Here is a 19,912-nt window from a genome sequence, read left to right on the forward strand (position 1 = left end):
GAAATCGTCACCGTAGAGAAAGGCACAAACGTGACGGCCGCCCCATAAGGGCGGCCGTTTTTCGTTTGATCAGCTGTTGTTGTGGTCAACCTTGATGGTCGGATCGCTGCCGGCGATCAGGTTATGCAGGTTGGCGCTGGACCAGTTGTTACCTTCCAGTTTGATCGTCACATCCGCCTTGGCCGCAGTCGCATCGGCGCTGTTGAAATTGCCGGCGGAGTTGACTTCCAGGGATGAGACGCCGCCTGCCGTGGTGATTTTCAGGAAGTTATCGATGGTGCTGCCGCTCTCGTTCTGCAACAGATCACGCAGGTCGATGCGGTCGCCTTCATTGGCATTGAAGTCCTTGATCACGTCGGTGCCTGTATCGCCTGCTTTCCAGACGAAGGTGTCGCCACCCAAGCCGCCGATCAGCGTGTCGTTGCCAGTGCCACCGAGGAGGGTGTCAATGCCGGCACCACCGTCCAGCGTATCTGTGCCAGCGCCACCAATGAGGAAGTCATTGCCGGCCTCACCGTTTAGCAAATCGTTGCCAGTGCCACCGAGCAGGATGTCGTTGCCGCTGCCGCCGTAGAGTTTGTCGTCACCGCCCTGCCCGAAGATGATGTCGTTACCAGCACCACCCAACAGCGTATCGTCACCATCGTGAGCGCCAGACACATCGAGCGTGGAGTAGTGCTCGGTGACGTACTGGTGCACGTTGCTTGGGGTGACTTGGTTGGTTTCGACGCCGGTTTCCTTGCCGACAAAAGCCTGCAGCGCGGTGTAGCCCTCACCTGTGACACCCGTGAAGCTCACCAGGTCGCCGAAGATGATGTCGTTGCCATCGCCGCCGTTGATGGTGTCCTTACCCGGAAGGGTAGCTTCGCTGTGGCCAAGAATTGCGTTGGCCAGATCTTCCGGGTTGATGTTGGCCAGCGGTTTTCCATCGGTGGTGTTATACGGCGCGAGGTCGTTTTCCGAGACATCGCCGTTCACACCAATGGCTTGTACCTTGGAGTTGGCGGCAGCAAACAGCGCGAATGCGGATGCCGCATTGCTCGCACTGCTGTCGACATCGCCGCTGACTACGTAATCCGACAGTTCATAGGTGCCGTCACCCTGGGCGTGAACTTGCAGGGTGGAGTTGTTGGCGCTGTACTTGTCTGACGTCCAGTTGTTGTTCGACTTTTCGGTCCATTTGTACAAAGCACCCGAGGAATCAACTACCACGCGACTCTCACCACCGATGATCATTCTGAACTCGGTACCCGGCGTGTAGGAGCCTTGCTTCAACACGTTGTCGAGGTAAAGGTCGGTAGCGCTATTGGACTTGTAGTCGACGACCAGCGGATTGGTTTGTTCGTCCTTCGTATAAGCGGTCGGCTCACCATCGGTGATGAAATAGGTGAGGTTGGTCGCGTTGAGGTTGCTCAGCGCATCAGGGCCTTTGAACCAGTTTGCGGTGGTTTTGAACACGTCTTCGTAGTTGGTGTAACCACCAGACTGCATGCTGTTGAGGACCCCCTTCAATAGGTCCAGAGCACCTGGTTTCGACAGATCAATCGAAATCGATTTGTTGACCTGTGAATCGAAGTCCACGAGGAATACTTTCACGGTGCCAGCGCTCGAGTTTGGCGAGGTGGCGCTGGCGATCAGCGAAGTGAACACCGTTATCAGGGAATTCTTCGCCGATGTTACGGAGGACGAGCTCATGCTGCCCGAACTGTCGACCATGAACGCGATGTTGTAATTCTGGCCCGGTGTGACCGTCAGGCCGCCGATATCTGCCACTACGATGTCATTGCCACTTGTGCCATCCCGAACGTCGTCACCCGAAGTCGCGGTGATCGGGTTGTAGGTCGCCGGGTAAACGGTGACGGGAATCGTTGCGACGCTGGGCGGCGCCGAACCGCCGAGCAATTCGGTGGAGGTCGAAGTCACCGTCAGGTTGAACTGGCCGTTGTAATACGCAGGCGGGGTCACGGTCAGGGAACTAAGGGTCCAGCCGGTGACATTGGCTTCGCCGGACGTCGCGGTGGCGGTGAAGGTGTGGCCAGCGCCATCGGTGAGTACCGCGCCCGCCGGTATGCCGCTGATCTTCACGCTCAGGCTTTCGGAGCCGTCGACGTCTGTCAGTGCGGTGGTGATTGCGGACAGATGAACGCTGGTACCTTCGGCGCCCGTGTTGAGTTTGTAGCCGTCGTAGTAGCCTTCGCCGTTGGTGCCGTGAAGGTCGGAAACAGTCACGCCGGAAGCGACCAGATCCGCCACTCCGGTGTACAGCGGCACGCCGGCGCTGCTCAGGTCGACCGCTGCACCGCCGTTGACCGACAGGTTAACGTCATAGCTGCCCGGGCCGCTTTGATTGTGGTGGTAGATGTCCAGCGTGTAGTAGCCGCTGGTGGTCGGGGTGAACGAGCCGGTAAGCGTGCCGCCATTGCCCCACAACGCACTGGCCACGTTTTTGCCGCCAATGGTCACCAGCAGGCTGTCATCGCCGCTGCCGCTGAAGGTGTAAGTCTTGCCGGCTTCGAGGTAAATCAGGCCGGAGGTTTTCGACGCGGTGCCAGCAGCCACATCGCCACTGGATTGCACGTTACCGACGGTGCTGCTGGAGTTCGGTGTGCCGGCGGCATCGATCACCGATTTCAGCGTGTCGGACGGCGCGCCGTTACCATTGGTGCCCAGGCCGGCCAGGCCAGTCCAGACTTCCTTGATTAAGCCTGTCGAGGTCACGTTGTTGCTGGCGACGTTCAGCGTTGGTGCATCTGCTACCGGGGTGATGTCGATTTTGATCGTGCCGGTGCTGCCCAGCAGTGTGCCGTCGGTTGGCTGGAACTGGATCTGCGCGTAGTCCGCCAGATTGTTGCCCGTGCCGCTGTTATAGCCGTTGGCGCCAGACTCGTTGGCGTCCGGCATGAAGCGCAACTTGCCCGCGTCGATGTCAGCCTTGGTGATGGTCTGGTTAGGCGTCAGGTCGGTCCAGGTCGAGCCGTTCAGGTATTGCAACTTGCCTTCGACCGGCAGGCCGGTGATTTTTACTCCGAGGCTGGTGGCTGGGCTGTCGACATCACTGACGCCGAAGGTCGACCAGCCGAGGATCAGCGAGGTGTCTTCGGTACCGGTGACGTTAACCGGTGCGGCAGTCGGTGCCTCGTTGACCGGGGTGACGCTGATGTTCAGCGTGCTGGTGGAACCGGTGTTGGTGGTGTAGGTGACGGTCGGCACGGTGCCGTTCCAGTTCTCCACTGGGGTAAAGGTGTAGTTGCCGTTGGCACCGAGGGTCAGGGTGCCGACGTTGGCGATGGTGGCAGTACCACCTGCAGTGTACTCGGTGCCACTAACCGTGAACTTGGCTACGCTCAGGACGTTATCCACATCGCGGTCGTTAGTCAGTACGTTACCGGTGGCGATGTTGTCCTCGAGGACAGTGTTGGTATCCGCGGTCAGGACACTTGGGTCATTGACCGGGGTGACGCTGATATTCAGCGTGCTGGTGGAACCGGTGTTGGTGGTGTAGGTGACGGTCGGCACGGTGCCGTTCCAGTTCTCGGCCGGGGTAAAGGTGTAAGCACCGTTGCTGGCGATGATCAGCGTTCCGACACCGGTCATGGTTGCGGTCTGGCCCGCCGTGAAGCTGCCGTCGACCCCATTCACGCTGAAGCTGGAGACGCTCAGGAGATTATCGACATCGTGGTCGTTGGTCAGCACGTTGCCGGTGGCCGCGTGGTCTTCATCGACCGTATTGGTGTCCGCGGTCAGGACGCTCGAGTCATTGACCGGGGTGACACTGATATCCAGCGTGCTGGTGGAGCCGGTGTTGGTGGTGTAGGTGACTTGTGGTACGGCGCCGTTCCAGTTCTCCACCGGGGTAAAGGTGTAAGCACCGCTCGCCCCGATCACCAGGGTGCCGACGTTGGCGATGATCGCCGGGGTGGCGCCTGCGGCGTACTCGGTGCCGCCAACCGTGAAGGTGGCCACGCTCAGGAGATTATCGACATCGTGGTCGTTGGTCAGCACGTTGCCGGTGGCCGCGTGGTCTTCATCGACCGTGTTGGTGTCCGCGGTCAGGACGCTTGGGTCATTGACCGGGGTGACGCTGATATCCAGCGTGCTGGTGGAACCGGTGTTGGTGGTGTAGGTGACGGTCGGCACGGTGCCGTTGTAGTTGGAGTCCGGAGTAAAGGTGTAAGCACCGTTCGCCCCGATCACCAGGGTGCCGACGTTGGCGATGATCGCCGGGGTGGCGCCTGCGGCGTACTCGGTGCCGCCAACCGTGAAGGTGGCCACGCTCAGGAGATTATCGACATCGTGGTCGTTGGTCAGCACGTTGCCGGTGGCTGCGTGGTCTTCATCGACAGTATTGGTGTCCGCTCCGAGGACGCTCGGGTCATTGACCGGGGTGACGCTGATATCCAGCGTGCTGGTGGAACCGGTGTTGGTGGTGTAAGTGACGGTCGGCACGGTGCCGTTGTAGTTGGAGTCCGGAGTAAAGGTGTAAGCACCGCTCGCCCCGATCACCAGGGTGCCGACGTTGGCGATGATCGCCGGGGTGGCGCCTGCGGTGTACTCGGTGCCGCCAACCGTGAAGGTGGCCACGCTCAAGAGATTATCCACATCGCTGTCATTGCCCAGCACGTTGCCGGTGGCTGCCTGGTCTTCATCGACAGTATTGGTATCCGCGGTCAGGACGCTTGGGTCATTGACCGGGGTGACGCTGATATCCAGCGTGCTGGTGGAACCGGTGTTGGTGGTGTAAGTGACGGTCGGCACGGTGCCGTTCCAGTTCTCGGCCGGGGTAAAGGTGTAAGCCCCGTTCGCCCCGATCACCAGGGTGCCGACGTTGGCGATGATCGCCGGGACGCCTGCGGTGTACTCGGTGCCGCCAACCGTGAAGGTCGCGACACTCAGATCGTTGTCGACATCGTGGTCGTTGGTCAGCACGTTGCCGGTGGCCGCGTGGTCTTCATCGACCGTATTGGTGTCCGCGGTCAGGACGCTCGGGTCATTGACCGGGGTGACACTGATATCCAGCGTGCTGGTGGAGCCGGTGTTGGTGGTGTAGGTGACGGTCGGCACGGTGCCGTTCCAGTTCTCGGCCGGGGTAAAGGTGTAAGCACCGTTCGCCCCGATCACCAGGGTGCCGACGTTGGCGATGATCGCCGGGACGCCTGCGGTGTACTCGGTGCCGCCAACCGTGAAGGTCGCGACACTCAGATCGTTGTCGACATCGTGGTCGTTGGTCAGCACGTTGCCGGTGGCCGCGTGGTCTTCATCGACCGTATTGGTGTCCGCGGTCAGGACGCTCGGGTCATTGACCGGGGTGACGCTGATATCCAGCGTGCTGGTGGAACCGGTGTTGGTGGTGTAGGTGACGGTCGGCACGGTGCCGTTCCAGTTCTCCACCGGGGTAAAGGTGTAGTTACCGTTGGCACCGAGGGTCAGCGAACCGACGTTGGCGATGATCGCCGGGGTGGCGCCTGCGGTGTACTCGGTGCCGCCAACCGTGAAGGTGGCCACGCTCAAGAGATTATCCACATCGCTGTCATTGCCCAGCACGTTGCCGGTGGCCGCCTGGTCTTCATCGACAGTGTTGGTATCCGCGGTCAGGACGCTCGGGTCATTGACCGGAGTGACGCTGATATCCAGCGTGCTGGTGGAGCCGGTGTTGGTGGTGTAGGTGACTTGCGGTACGGCGCCGTTCCAGTTCTCCACCGGGGTAAAGGCGTAAGCCCCGTTCGCCCCGATCACAAGGGTGCCGACGTTGGCGATGATCGCCGGGACGCCTGCGGCGTACTCGGTGCCGCCAACCGTGAAGGTCGCGACACTCAGATCGTTGTCGACATCGCTGTCATTGCTCAGCACGTTGCCGGTTGCAACGTGGTCTTCATCGACAGTCTGGGTGTCCGCGGTCAGGACGCTCGGGTCGTCGACCGCGGTGACGCTGATATCCAGCGTGCTGGTGGAACCGGTGTTGGTGGTGTAGGTGACGGTCGGCACGGTGCCGTTGTAGTTCTCGGCCGGGGTAAAGGTGTAAGCACCGTTGCTGGCGATGATCAGCGTTCCGACACCGGTCATGGTTGCGGTCTGGCCCGCCGTGAAACTGCCGTCGACCCCATTCACGCTGAAGCTGGAGACGCTCAGGAGATTATCGACATCGCTGTCATTGCCCAGCACGTTGCCGGTTGCAACATGGTCTTCATCGACAGTGTTGGTGTCCGCGGTCAGGACGCTCGGGTCATTGACCGGGGTGACACTGATATCCAGCGTGCTGGTGGAACCGGTGTTGGTGGTGTAGGTGACGGTCGGCACGGTGCCGTTCCAGTTCTCGGCCGGGGTAAAGGTGTAAGCACCGTTCGCCCCGATCACCAGGGTGCCGACGTTGGCGATGATCGCCGGGACGCCTGCGGTGTACTCGGTGCCGCCAACCGTGAAGGTGGCCACGCTCAGGAGATTATCGACATCGCTGTCATTGCCCAGCACGTTGCCGGTGGCTGCGTGGTCTTCATCGACAGTATTGGTATCCGCGGTCAGGACGCTTGGGTCATTGACCGGGGTGACGCTGATATCCAGCGTGCTGGTGGAACCGGTGTTGGTGGTGTAGGTGACGGTCGGCACGGTGCCGTTGTAGTTCTCCACCGGGGTAAAGGTGTAAGCGCCGTTGCTGGCGATGATCAGCGTTCCAACACCGGTCATGGTTGCGGTCTGGCCCGCTGTGAAGCTGCCGTCGACCCCATTCACGCTGAAGCTGGAGACGCTCAGGAGATTATCGACATCGCTGTCATTGCCCAGCACGTTGCCGGTGGCTGCGTGGTCTTCATCGACCGTATTGGTGTCCGCGGTCAGGACGCTCGGGTCATTGACCGGGGTGACGCTGATATCCAGCGTGCTGGTGGAACCGGTGTTGGTGGTGTAGGTGACGGTCGGCACGGTGCCGTTGTAGTTGGAGTCCGGAGTAAAGGTGTAAGCACCGTTCGCCCCGATCACCAGGGTGCCGACGTTGGCGATGATCGCCGGGACGCCTGCGGTGTACTCGGTGCCGCCAACCGTGAAGGTGGCCACGCTCAAGAGATTATCCACATCGCTGTCATTGCCCAGCACGTTGCCGGTGGCCGCCTGGTCTTCATCGACAGTATTGGTATCCGCGGTCAGGACGCTTGGGTCATTGACCGGGGTGACGCTGATATCCAGCGTGCTGGTGGAACCGGTGTTGGTGGTGTAAGTGACGGTCGGCACGGTGCCGTTCCAGTTCTCCACCGGGGTAAAGGTGTAAGCACCGCTCGCCCCGATCACCAGGGTGCCGACGTTGGCGATGATCGCCGGGGTGGCGCCTGCGGCGTACTCGGTGCCGCCAACCGTGAAGGTGGCCACGCTCAAGAGATTATCCACATCGCTGTCATTGCCCAGCACGTTGCCGGTGGCCGCCTGGTCTTCATCGACAGTCTGGGTGTCCGCGGTCAGGACGCTCGAGTCATTGACCGGGGTGACACTGATATCCAGCGTGCTGGTGGAGCCGGTGTTGGTGGTGTAGGTGACGGTCGGCACGGTGCCGTTCCAGTTCTCCACCGGGGTAAAGGTGTAAGCCCCGTTCGCCCCGATCACCAGGGTGCCGACGTTGGCGATGATCGCCGGGGTGGCGCCTGCGGTGTACTCGGTGCCGCCAACCGTGAAGGTGGCCACGCTCAGGAGATTATCGACATCGTGGTCGTTGGTCAGCACGTTGCCGGTGGCTGCGTGGTCTTCATCGACCGTATTGGTGTCCGCGGTCAGGACGCTTGGGTCATTGACCGGGGTGACGCTGATATCCAGCGTGCTGGTGGAACCGGTGTTGGTGGTGTAAGTGACGGTCGGCACGGTGCCGTTGTAGTTGGAGTCCGGAGTAAAGGTGTAAGCACCGTTGCTGGCGATGATCAGCGTTCCGACACCGGTCATGGTTGCGGTCTGGCCCGCCGTGAAGCTGCCGTCGACCCCATTCACGCTGAAGCTGGAGACGCTCAGGAGATTATCGACATCGTGGTCGTTGGTCAGCACGTTACCGGTGGCCGCGTGGTCTTCATCGACCGTATTGGTGTCCGCGGTCAGGACGCTCGGGTCATTGACCGGGGTGACACTGATATCCAGCGTGCTGGTGGAGCCGGTGTTGGTGGTGTAGGTGACGGTCGGCACGGTGCCGTTCCAGTTCTCGGCCGGGGTAAAGGTGTAAGCACCGTTCGCCCCGATCACCAGGGTGCCGACGTTGGCGATGATCGCCGGGACGCCTGCGGTGTACTCGGTGCCGCCAACCGTGAAGGTCGCGACACTCAGATCGTTGTCGACATCGCTGTCATTGCCCAGCACGTTGCCGGTGGCCGTGTGGTCTTCATCGACCGTATTGGTGTCTGCGGTCAGGACGCTCGGGTCATTGACCGGGGTGACGCTGATATTCAGCGTGCTGGTGGAACCGGTGTTGGTGGTGTAAGTGACGGTCGGCACGGTGCCGTTCCAGTTCTCCACCGGGGTAAAGGTGTAAGCCCCGTTCGCCCCGATCACCAGGGTGCCGACGTTGGCGATGATCGCCGGGGTGGCGCCTGCGGTGTACTCGGTGCCGCCAACCGTGAAGGTGGCCACGCTCAGGAGATTATCCACATCGTGGTCGTTGCCCAGCACGTTGCCGGTGGCCGCGTGGTCTTCATCGACCGTATTGGTGTCCGCACCCAGGACGCTCGGGTCATTGACCGGAGTGACGCTGATATCCAGCGTGCTGGTGGAGCCGGTGTTGGTGGTGTAGGTGACGGTCGGCACGGTGCCGTTCCAGTTCTCGGCCGGGGTAAAGGTGTAAGCACCGTTGCTGGCGATGATCAGCGTTCCGACACCGGTCATGGTTGCGGTCTGGCCCGCCGTGAAGCTGCCGTCGACCCCATTCACGCTGAAGCTGGAGACGCTCAGGAGATTATCGACATCGTGGTCGTTGGTCAGCACGTTGCCGGTGGCCGCGTGGTCTTCATCGACCGTATTGGTGTCCGCGGTCAGGACGCTCGGGTCATTGACCGGGGTGACGCTGATATCCAGCGTGCTGGTGGAACCGGTGTTGGTGGTGTAGGTGACGGTCGGCACGGTGCCGTTCCAGTTCTCGGCCGGGGTAAAGGTGTAAGCACCGTTGCTGGCGATGATCAGCGTTCCGACACCGGTCATGGTTGCGGTCTGGCCCGCCGTGAAGCTGCCGTCGACCCCATTCACGCTGAAGCTGGAGACGCTCAGGAGATTATCGACATCGCTGTCATTGCCCAGCACGTTGCCGGTGGCTGCGTGGTCTTCATCGACCGTATTGGTGTCCGCGGTCAGGACGCTCGGGTCATTGACCGGGGTGACACTGATATCCAGCGTGCTGGTGGAGCCGGTGTTGGTGGTGTAGGTGACGGTCGGCACGGTGCCGTTCCAGTTCTCCACCGGGGTAAAGGTGTAAGCACCGCTCGCCCCGATCACCAGGGTGCCGACGTTGGCGATGATCGCCGGGGTGGCGCCTGCGGCGTACTCGGTGCCGCCAACCGTGAAGGTCGCGACACTCAGATCGTTGTCGACATCGTGGTCGTTGGTCAGCACGTTGCCGGTGGCCGCGTGGTCTTCATCGACCGTATTGGTGTCCGCGGTCAGGACGCTCGGGTCATTGACCGGGGTGACGCTGATATCCAGCGTGCTGGTGGAACCGGTGTTGGTGGTGTAAGTGACGGTCGGCACGGTGCCGTTCCAGTTCTCCACCGGGGTAAAGGTGTAAGCACCGCTCGCCCCGATCACCAGGGTGCCGACGTTGGCGATGATCGCCGGGGTGGCGCCTGCGGTGTACTCGGTGCCGCCAACCGTGAAGGTGGCCACGCTCAGGAGATTATCGACATCGCTGTCATTGCCCAGCACGTTGCCGGTGGCTGCGTGGTCTTCATCGACCGTATTGGTGTCCGCGGTCAGGACGCTCGGGTCATTGACCGGGGTGACACTGATATCCAGCGTGCTGGTGGAACCGGTGTTGGTGGTGTAGGTGACGGTCGGCACGGTGCCGTTGTAGTTCTCCACCGGGGTAAAGGTGTAAGCGCCGTTGCTGGCGATGATCAGCGTTCCGACACCGGTCATGGTTGCGGTCTGGCCCGCCGTGAAGCTGCCGTCGACCCCATTCACGCTGAAGCTGGAGACGCTCAGGAGATTATCGACATCGTGGTCGTTGGTCAGCACGTTGCCGGTGGCCGCGTGGTCTTCATCGACAGTCTGGGTGTCCGCGCCGAGGACGCTCGGGTCGTCGACCGCGGTGACGCTGATATTCAGCGTGCTGGTGGAACCGGTGTTGGTGGTGTAGGTGACGGTCGGCACGGTGCCGTTGTAGTTCTCCACCGGGGTAAAGGTGTAAGCGCCGTTGCTGGCGATGATCAGCGTTCCGACACCGGTCATGGTTGCGGTCTGGCCCGCCGTGAAGCTGCCGTCGACCCCATTCACGCTGAAGCTGGAGACGCTCAGGAGATTATCGACATCGTGGTCATTGCCGAGCACGTTGCCGGTGGCTGCGTGGTCTTCATCGACCGTATTGGTGTCCGCGCCGAGGACGCTCGGGTCGTCGACCGCGGTGACGCTGATATCCAGCGTGCTGGTGGAACCGGTGTTGGTGGTGTAGGTGACGGTCGGCACGGTGCCGTTCCAGTTCTCGGCCGGGGTAAAGGTGTAAGCGCCGTTGCTGGCGATGATCAGCGTTCCGACACCGGTCATGGTTGCGGTCTGGCCCGCCGTGAAGCTGCCGTCGACCCCATTCACGCTGAAGCTGGAGACGCTCAGGAGATTATCGACATCGTGGTCGTTGGTCAGCACGTTGCCGGTGGCCGCGTGGTCTTCATCGACAGTCTGGGTGTCCGCGCCGAGGACGCTCGGGTCGTCGACCGCGGTGACGCTGATATTCAGCGTGCTGGTGGAACCGGTGTTGGTGGTGTAGGTGACGGTCGGCACGGTGCCGTTGTAGTTCTCCACCGGGGTAAAGGTGTAAGCGCCGTTGCTGGCGATGATCAGCGTTCCGACACCGGTCATGGTTGCGGTCTGGCCCGCCGTGAAGCTGCCGTCGACCCCATTCACGCTGAAGCTGGAGACGCTCAGGAGATTATCGACATCGTGGTCATTGCCGAGCACGTTGCCGGTGGCTGCGTGGTCTTCATCGACCGTATTGGTGTCCGCGCCGAGGACGCTCGGGTCGTCGACCGCGGTGACGCTGATATCCAGCGTGCTGGTGGAACCGGTGTTGGTGGTGTAGGTGACGGTCGGCACGGTGCCGTTCCAGTTCTCGGCCGGGTAAAGGTGTAAGCGCCGTTGCTGGCGATGATCAGCGTTCCGACACCGGTCATGGTTGCGGTCTGGCCCGCCGTGAAGCTGCCGTCGACCCCATTCACGCTGAAGCTGGAGACGCTCAGGAGATTATCGACATCGCTGTCATTGCCCAGCACGTTACCGGTGGCCGCGTGGTCTTCATCGACAGTATTGGTGTCCGCGGTCAGGACGCTCGGGTCATTGACCGGGGTGACGCTGATATCCAGCGTGCTGGTGGAACCGGTGTTGGTGGTGTAGGTGACGGTCGGCACGGTGCCGTTGTAGTTGGAGTCCGGAGTAAAGGTGTAAGCACCGCTCGCCCCGATCACCAGGGTGCCGACGTTGGCGATGATCGCCGGGGTGGCGCCTGCGGTGTACTCGGTGCCGCCAACCGTGAAGGTGGCCACGCTCAAGAGATTATCCACATCGCTGTCATTGCCCAGCACGTTACCGGTGGCCGCGTGGTCTTCATCGACCGTATTGGTGTCCGCGGTCAGGACGCTCGGGTCATTGACCGGGGTGACACTGATATCCAGCGTGCTGGTGGAGCCGGTGTTGGTGGTGTAGGTGACGGTCGGTACGCTGCCGTTCCAGTTCTCGGCCGGGGTAAAGGTGTAGTTACCGTTGGCACCGAGGGTCAGCGAACCGACGTTGGCGATGATCGCCGGGGTGGCGCCTGCGGTGTACTCGGTGCCGCCAACCGTGAAGGTGGCCACGCTCAAGAGATTATCCACATCGCTGTCATTGCCCAGCACGTTGCCGGTGGCCGCCTGGTCTTCATCGACAGTCTGGGTGTCCGCGGTCAGGACGCTCGAGTCATTGACCGGGGTGACACTGATATCCAGCGTGCTGGTGGAGCCGGTGTTGGTGGTGTAGGTGACGGTCGGCACGGTGCCGTTCCAGTTCTCCACCGGGGTAAAGGTGTAAGCACCGCTCGCCCCGATCACCAGGGTGCCGACGTTGGCGATGATCGCCGGGGTGGCGCCTGCGGTGTACTCGGTGCCGCCAACCGTGAAGGTGGCCACGCTCAAGAGATTATCCACATCGCTGTCATTGCCCAGCACGTTGCCGGTGGCCGCCTGGTCTTCATCGACCGTATTGGTGTCCGCGCCGAGGACGCTCGGGTCATTGACCGGAGTGACGCTGATATCCAGCGTGCTGGTGGAGCCGGTGTTGGTGGTGTAGGTGACTTGCGGTACGGCGCCGTTCCAGTTCTCCACCGGGGTAAAGGCGTAAGCCCCGTTTGCCCCGATCACAAGGGTGCCGACGTTGGCGATGATCGCCGGGGTGGCGCCTGCGGCGTACTCGGTGCCGCCAACCGTGAAGGTCGCGACACTCAGATCGTTGTCGACATCGCTGTCATTGCCCAGCACGTTGCCGGTGGCCGCCTGGTCTTCATCGACCGTATTGGTATCCGCGGTCAGGACGCTCGGGTCATTGACCGGAGTGACGCTGATATCCAGCGTGCTGGTGGAGCCGGTGTTGGTGGTGTAGGTGACGGTCGGCACGGTGCCGTTGTAGTTGGAGTCCGGAGTAAAGGTGTAAGCACCGCTCGCCCCAATCACCAGGGTGCCGACGTTGGCGATGATCGCCGGGGTGGCGCCTGCGGCGTACTCGGTGCCGCCAACCGTGAAGGTGGCCACGCTCAGGAGATTATCGACATCGCTGTCATTGCCCAGCACGTTGCCGGTGGCCGCGTGGTCTTCATCGACCGTATTGGTATCCGCGGTCAGGACGCTCGGGTCATTGACCGGGGTGACGCTGATATCCAGCGTGCTGGTGGAACCGGTGTTGGTGGTGTAGGTGACGGTCGGCACGGTGCCGTTCCAGTTCTCGGCCGGGTAAAGGTGTAAGCCCCGTTCGCCCCGATCACCAGGGTGCCGACGTTGGCGATGATCGCCGGGACGCCTGCGGTGTACTCGGTGCCGCCAACCGTGAAGGTCGCGACACTCAGATCGTTGTCGACATCGTGGTCGTTGGTCAGCACGTTGCCGGTGGCCGCGTGGTCTTCATCGACCGTATTGGTGTCCGCGGTCAGGACGCTCGGGTCATTGACCGGGGTGACACTGATATCCAGCGTGCTGGTGGAGCCGGTGTTGGTGGTGTAGGTGACGGTCGGCACGGTGCCGTTCCAGTTCTCGGCCGGGGTAAAGGTGTAAGCACCGTTCGCCCCGATCACCAGGGTGCCGACGTTGGCGATGATCGCCGGGACGCCTGCGGTGTACTCGGTGCCGCCAACCGTGAAGGTCGCGACACTCAGATCGTTGTCGACATCGTGGTCGTTGGTCAGCACGTTGCCGGTGGCCGCGTGGTCTTCATCGACCGTATTGGTGTCCGCGGTCAGGACGCTCGGGTCATTGACCGGGGTGACGCTGATATCCAGCGTGCTGGTGGAACCGGTGTTGGTGGTGTAGGTGACGGTCGGCACGGTGCCGTTCCAGTTCTCCACCGGGGTAAAGGTGTAGTTACCGTTGGCACCGAGGGTCAGCGAACCGACGTTGGCGATGATCGCCGGGGTGGCGCCTGCGGTGTACTCGGTGCCGCCAACCGTGAAGGTGGCCACGCTCAAGAGATTATCCACATCGCTGTCATTGCCCAGCACGTTGCCGGTGGCCGCCTGGTCTTCATCGACAGTGTTGGTATCCGCGGTCAGGACGCTCGGGTCATTGACCGGAGTGACGCTGATATCCAGCGTGCTGGTGGAGCCGGTGTTGGTGGTGTAGGTGACTTGCGGTACGGCGCCGTTCCAGTTCTCCACCGGGGTAAAGGCGTAAGCCCCGTTCGCCCCGATCACAAGGGTGCCGACGTTGGCGATGATCGCCGGGACGCCTGCGGCGTACTCGGTGCCGCCAACCGTGAAGGTCGCGACACTCAGATCGTTGTCGACATCGCTGTCATTGCTCAGCACGTTGCCGGTTGCAACGTGGTCTTCATCGACAGTCTGGGTGTCCGCGGTCAGGACGCTCGGGTCGTCGACCGCGGTGACGCTGATATTCAGCGTGCTGGTGGAGCCGGTGTTGGTGGTGTAAGTGACGGTCGGCACGGTGCCGTTGTAGTTGGAGTCCGGAGTAAAGGTGTAAGCACCGCTCGCCCCGATCACCAGGGTGCCGACGTTGGCGATGATCGCCGAGGTGGCGCCTGCGGTGTACTCGGTGCCGCCAACCGTGAAGGTGGCCACGCTCAGGAGATTATCGACATCGCTGTCATTGCTCAGCACGTTGCCGGTGGCCGCGTGGTCTTCATCGACAGTATTGGTGTCCGCGCCGAGGACGCTCGGGTCATTGACCGGGGTGACGCTGATATCCAGCGTGCTGGTGGAACCGGTGTTGGTGGTGTAGGTGACGGTCGGTACGGTGCCGTTGTAGTTCTCCACCGGGGTAAAGGTGTAAGCACCGTTGGCCCCGATCACCAGGGTGCCGACGTTGGCGATGGTCGCCGGGGCGCCTGCGGCGTACTCGGTGCCGCCAACCGTGAAGGTGGCCACGCTCAGGAGATTATCGACATCGTGGTCGTTGCCCAGCACGTTGCCGGTGGCCGTGTGGTCTTCATCGACCGTCTGGGTATCTGCGCCGAGGACGCTCGGGTCATTGACCGGGGTGACGCTGATATCTAGCGTGCTGGTGGAACCAGTGTTGGTGGTGTAGGTGACGGTCGGTACGGTGCCGTTGTAGTTCTCCACCGGGGTAAAGGTGTAAGCACCGTTCGCTCCGATCACCAGGGTGCCGACGTTGGCGATGGTCGCCGGGACGCCTGCGGTGTACTCGGTGCCGCCAACCGTGAAGGTGGCCACGCTCAAGAGATTATCCACATCGCTGTCATTGCCCAGCACGTTGCCGGTGGCCGCCTGGTCTTCATCGACAGTCTGGGTGTCCGCGGTCAGGACGCTCGAGTCATTGACCGGGGTGACACTGATATCCAGCGTGCTGGTGGAGCCGGTGTTGGTGGTGTAGGTGACGGTCGGCACGGTGCCGTTCCAGTTCTCGGCCGGGGTAAAGGTGTAAGCCCCGTTCGCCCCGATCACCAGGGTGCCGACGTTGGCGATGATCGCCGGGGTGGCGCCTGCGGCGTACTCGGTGCCGCCAACCGTGAAGGTGGCCACGCTCAGGAGATTATCGACATCGTGGTCGTTGGTCAGCACGTTGCCGGTGGCTGCGTGGTCTTCATCGACCGTATTGGTGTCCGCGGTCAGGACGCTCGGGTCATTGACCGGGGTGACACTGATATCCAGCGTGCTGGTGGAACCGGTGTTGGTGGTGTAAGTGACGGTCGGCACGGTGCCGTTCCAGTTCTCGGCCGGGGTAAAGGTGTAAGCACCGCTCGCCCCGATCACCAGGGTGCCGACGTTGGCGATGATCGCCGGGGTGGCGCCTGCGGCGTACTCGGTGCCGCCAACCGTGAAGGTCGCGACACTCAGATCGTTGTCGACATCGCTGTCATTGGTCAGCACGTTGCCGGTTGCAACGTGGTCTTCATCGACAGTCTGGGTGTCCGCGCCGAGGACGCTCGGGTCGTCGACCGCGGTGACGCTGATATTCAGCGTGCTGGTGGAACCGGTGTTGGTGGTGTAGGTGACGGTCGGCACGGTGCCGTTGTAGTTGGAGTCCGGAGTAAAGGTGTAAGCACCGTTCGCCCCGATCACCAGGGTGCCGACGTTGGCGATGATCGCCGGGACGCCTGCGGCGTACTCGGTGCCGCCAACCGTGAAGGTGGCCACGCTCAGGAGATTATCGACATCGTGGTCGTTGCTCAGCACGTTGCCGGTGGCTGCGTGGTCTTCATCGACAGTATTGGTGTCCGCGGTCAGGACGCTCGGGTCATTGACCGGGGTGACACTGATATTCAGGGTCGAGGTGTCGTTGGTTCCCGAGCCGTCGGTGACGGTGTAGGTCACGCTTGGCACGCTACCGTTGTAGTTGGCGGCTGGAGTAAAGGTATAGGCACCGCTCGCCCCGATCATCAGGGCCCCGACGTTGGTGATGGTCGCGGTTTCACCGGCCAGGTACTGGGTGCCACCAACTGTGAAGTTGAGCACGCTGACCGGACCGTCGCCGCTGCTCGTGCCGTCGAGGACGCTGCCGGTCACGGCGGTGTCTTCCAGAGTGGAAGCCGTTTCACTGGCATCGGTGAAGCTGTCGTCGACCGGCGTGACGCTGATGTTCAGGGTCGAGGTGTCGTTGCCGCCCGAACCGTCGGTGACGGTGTAGCTGACGGTCGGCACCGTGCCGTTGTAGTTGGCGGCTGGAGTAAAGGTATAGGCACCGCTCGCCCCGATCATCAGGGCCCCGACGTTGGTGATGGTCGCGGTTTCACCGGCCAGGTACTGGGTGCCGCCAACCGTGAAGTTGAGCACGCTGACCGGACCGTCGCCGCTGCTCGTACCGTCGAGGACGCTGCCGGTGAGGGCGGTGTCTTCCAGAGTGGAAACCGTTTCGTTGAGGTCGGTGAAACTGTCATCGACCGGGGTGACGCTGATGTTCAGGGTCGAAGTGACGTCAGTACCGGAGCCGTCGGTGATGGTGTAGCTGACCGTTGGTACCGTGCCGTTGTAGTTCGCGGCTGGAGTGAAGGTGTAGGCGCCATCGGCCGCAATGACCAGGGTGCCGACGTTGGCGATGGTCGCCGTGGCGCCAGCCGCGTAAGTGCTCGCACCGATGGTGAAGTTGAGCACGCTGACCGGGCCATCGACGCTGCTTGTGCCGTCGAGGACGCTGCCGGTAACGGCGGTGTCTTCCAGAGTGGAAACCGTTTCGTTGAGGTCGGTGAAACTGTCATCGACCGGGGTGACGCTGATGTTCAGGGTCGAAGTGACGTCAGTACCGGAGCCGTCGGTGACGGTGTAGCTGACGCTTGGCACCGTGCCGTTGTAGTTGGCCGCCGGGGTAAAGGTGTAGGCGCCATCGGCGGCGAGCACCAGGGTCCCGACATTGGCGATGGTCGCGGTGCTGCCAGCGGCGTAGGTAGTTTCACCGATGGTGAAGTTAACCACGCTGACCGGGCCATCGACGCTCGAGGTGCCGCTGAGGACGCTGCCAGTCACCGGGGCGTCTTCGCTGGTGGTCACGATTTCGCTGAGGTCGGTGAAGCTGTCTTCAACCGGGGTCACGCTGATATTCAGGGTCGAAGTGACATTGCTGCCGGAACCGTCGGTGACGGTGTAGGTCACGCTTGGCACCGTGCCGTTGTAGTTGGCCGCTGGAGTGAAGGTGTAGGCGCCATCGGCGGCGAGCACCAGAGTGCCGACGTTGGCGATGGTCGCCGTGCTGCCGGCGGCGTAGGTGGTTTCACCGATGGTGAAGTTCACCATGCTGACCGGGCCATCGACGCTCGAGGTGCCGCTGAGGACGCTGCCGGTCACCGGGGAATCTTCGCTGGTGGTCACGGTTTCGTTGAGGTCGGTGAAGCTGTCATCGACCGGGGTCACGCTGATATTCAGGGTCGAAGTGACATTGCTGCCGGAACCGTCGGTGACGGTGTAGCTGACGGTCGGCACCGTGCCGTTGTAGTTGGCGGCTGGAGTAAAGGTGTACGCCCCGTTCGCCCCGATCACCAGGGTGCCGACGTTGGCGATGGTCGCCGTGTCGCCTGCCGCGTAAGTGGTCACACCGATGGTGAAGTTGAGTACGCTGACCGGGCCATCGACGCTGCTTGTGCCGTCGAGGACGCTGCCGGTCACCGGGGAATCTTCGCTAGTGGTCACGGTTTCGTTGAGGTCGGTGAAGCTGTCATCAACCGGGGTAACGCTGATGTTCAGGGTCGAGGTGACGTCAGTACCGGAGCCGTCGGTGACGGTGTAGCCGACCGTTGGCACCGTGCCGTTGTAGTTGGCCGCCGGGGTAAAGGTGTAGGCGCCATCGGCGGCGAGCACCAGGGTCCCGACGTTGGCGATGGTCGCCGTGGCGCCTGCCGCGTAAGTGCTCGCACCGATGGTGAAGTTCACCACGCTGACCGGGCCGTCGACGCTCGAGGTACCCGCCAGCACGCTGCCAGTCACCGGGGCGTCTTCGCTGGTGGTCACGATTTCGCTGAGGTCGGTGAAGCTGTCATCAACCGGGGTCACGCTGATATTCAGGGTCGAAGTGACATTGCTGCCGGAACCGTCGGTGACGGTATAGCTGACAGTTGGCACCGTGCCGTTGTAGTTGGCCGCCGGGGTAAAGGTGTAGGCGCCATCGGCGGCGAGCACCAGGGTCCCGACATTGGTGATAGTCGCGGTTTCACCGGCTTGGTACTGGGTGCCGCCAACCGTGAAGTTAACCACGCTGACCGGGCCATCGACGCTCGAGGTGCCGTTGAGAACGCTGCCGGTCACCGGGGAATCTTCGCTGGTGGTCACGGTTTCGCTGGCATCGGTGAAGCTGTCGTCGACCGGGGTGACGCTGATGTTCAGGGTCGAAGTGACGTCAGTACCGGAGCCGTCGGTGACGGTGTAGCTGACCGTTGGTACCGTGCCGTTGTAGTTCGCGGCTGGAGTAAAGGTGTAGGCGCCATCGGCTGCGATGACCAGGGTGCCGACATTGGCAATGGTGGCGGTCTGGCCGGCTGTGAAGGTGGCATTGACGCCGGCGATGGTAAAGGTGGCCACGCTCAGGACATTGTCGATGTCGCTGTCGTTGCTCAGCACGTTGCCGATCGCAGGCGTGTCTTCTGCAATGGTTTGAGTGTCTGCAGTCAAAACACTCGGATCATCGACCGCCGTCACGGTGAGATCCAGCGTGCTGGTCAATCCGGTATTGGTGGTGTACGTGACTTGCGGTACGGCGCCGTTGTAGTTGGCGTCTGGAGTAAAGGTGTAGTTGCCATTGGTGCCGATGGTCAACGTACCGACGCCGACGATGGCCGCCGTCTGGCCTGCGGTGAAACTGCCGGTCATGCCCGCGACGGTGAAGCTGGCGACACCGAGAGGCGTGTCGGCATCGCTATCGTTGTTCAGTACGTTGCCGGTCGCGACACTGTCTTCGGCCTGTGTGCCGGTATCAGCGGTCAGTACGCTCGGAGCGTTGGTGACCGTGGTGTTCTGATTGCTGCCGGTATCGAGCGTGGTGGTTGTGGCAGTGAAATCTGGACCGTCGGTTGGGAAACCAACGGTAGGGGCCACCCGGCCAGCGGTTGCATCCAGCATCACGAAGCTGTGACCGCCACCTGCCGCGCCGCCCGTGCCGGCAGCCGTAGGGCCGGCCGCGGTGGCTTCAAGGTCTTTGGTCGGGTCGGCGCCGGCAACGATGGCTTGCTGCAGTTCTTCAACCGATGGCGCGGCTTGTGCGGTGGCTTCTGCCAGGCCGCTGCTGGAATCCGGAGCGCTGCCGCTCCACTGAGTGTCGCGACCCAGGTCCAGGGTCTGGCCGTCAGCCAGTTCGAGCGTTACGGCGCCCGCTGCACCAGTGTCTACCTGATCGCCGACCAACAGCCGATCGCCTTCAATGAGTACACGACGGACGCCCTCTGGGGACACCGCGAAAACTTGACCGACAATGCTTTTGACGATGGCAACAACACTGCTCATTGATGACTCTCCAGGTGATGCGTTCAGTTGACTTCCATGGACTTGGCGGACTTGGCCTGCCCAGTCAGGGCGTACTTTCAAACAAGATTAGACGTAAGTTTGACGCGGCTATTCGTCAAT

At 62.1% G+C, this 19,912-nt stretch carries 2 protein-coding genes and 1 pseudogene; all 3 read right to left on the reverse strand.

What is annotated here, in order from left to right:
* Nucleotides 1-69: 69 nt before the first annotated feature.
* Nucleotides 70-11,253: an Ig-like domain-containing protein gene (locus ACWGZX_RS15110; protein WP_452628873.1), complete on the reverse strand. Its 11,184-nt coding sequence runs from the start codon at nucleotides 11,251-11,253 to the stop codon at nucleotides 70-72.
* Nucleotides 11,254-11,330: 77 nt separating this feature from the next.
* A pseudogene (locus tag ACWGZX_RS15115) lies at nucleotides 11,331-13,109 on the reverse strand (beta strand repeat-containing protein); the annotation flags it as partial.
* On the reverse strand, nucleotides 13,022-19,792 hold the full coding sequence (locus ACWGZX_RS15120; protein ID WP_452628874.1) for a retention module-containing protein: 6,771 nt from the start codon (nucleotides 19,790-19,792) through the stop codon (nucleotides 13,022-13,024). The gene ACWGZX_RS15120 and the pseudogene ACWGZX_RS15115, both read right to left, overlap by 88 nt.
* Nucleotides 19,793-19,912: the final 120 nt, after the last annotated feature.

This window comes from Pseudomonas sp. CLCA07 (assembly GCF_053615335.1).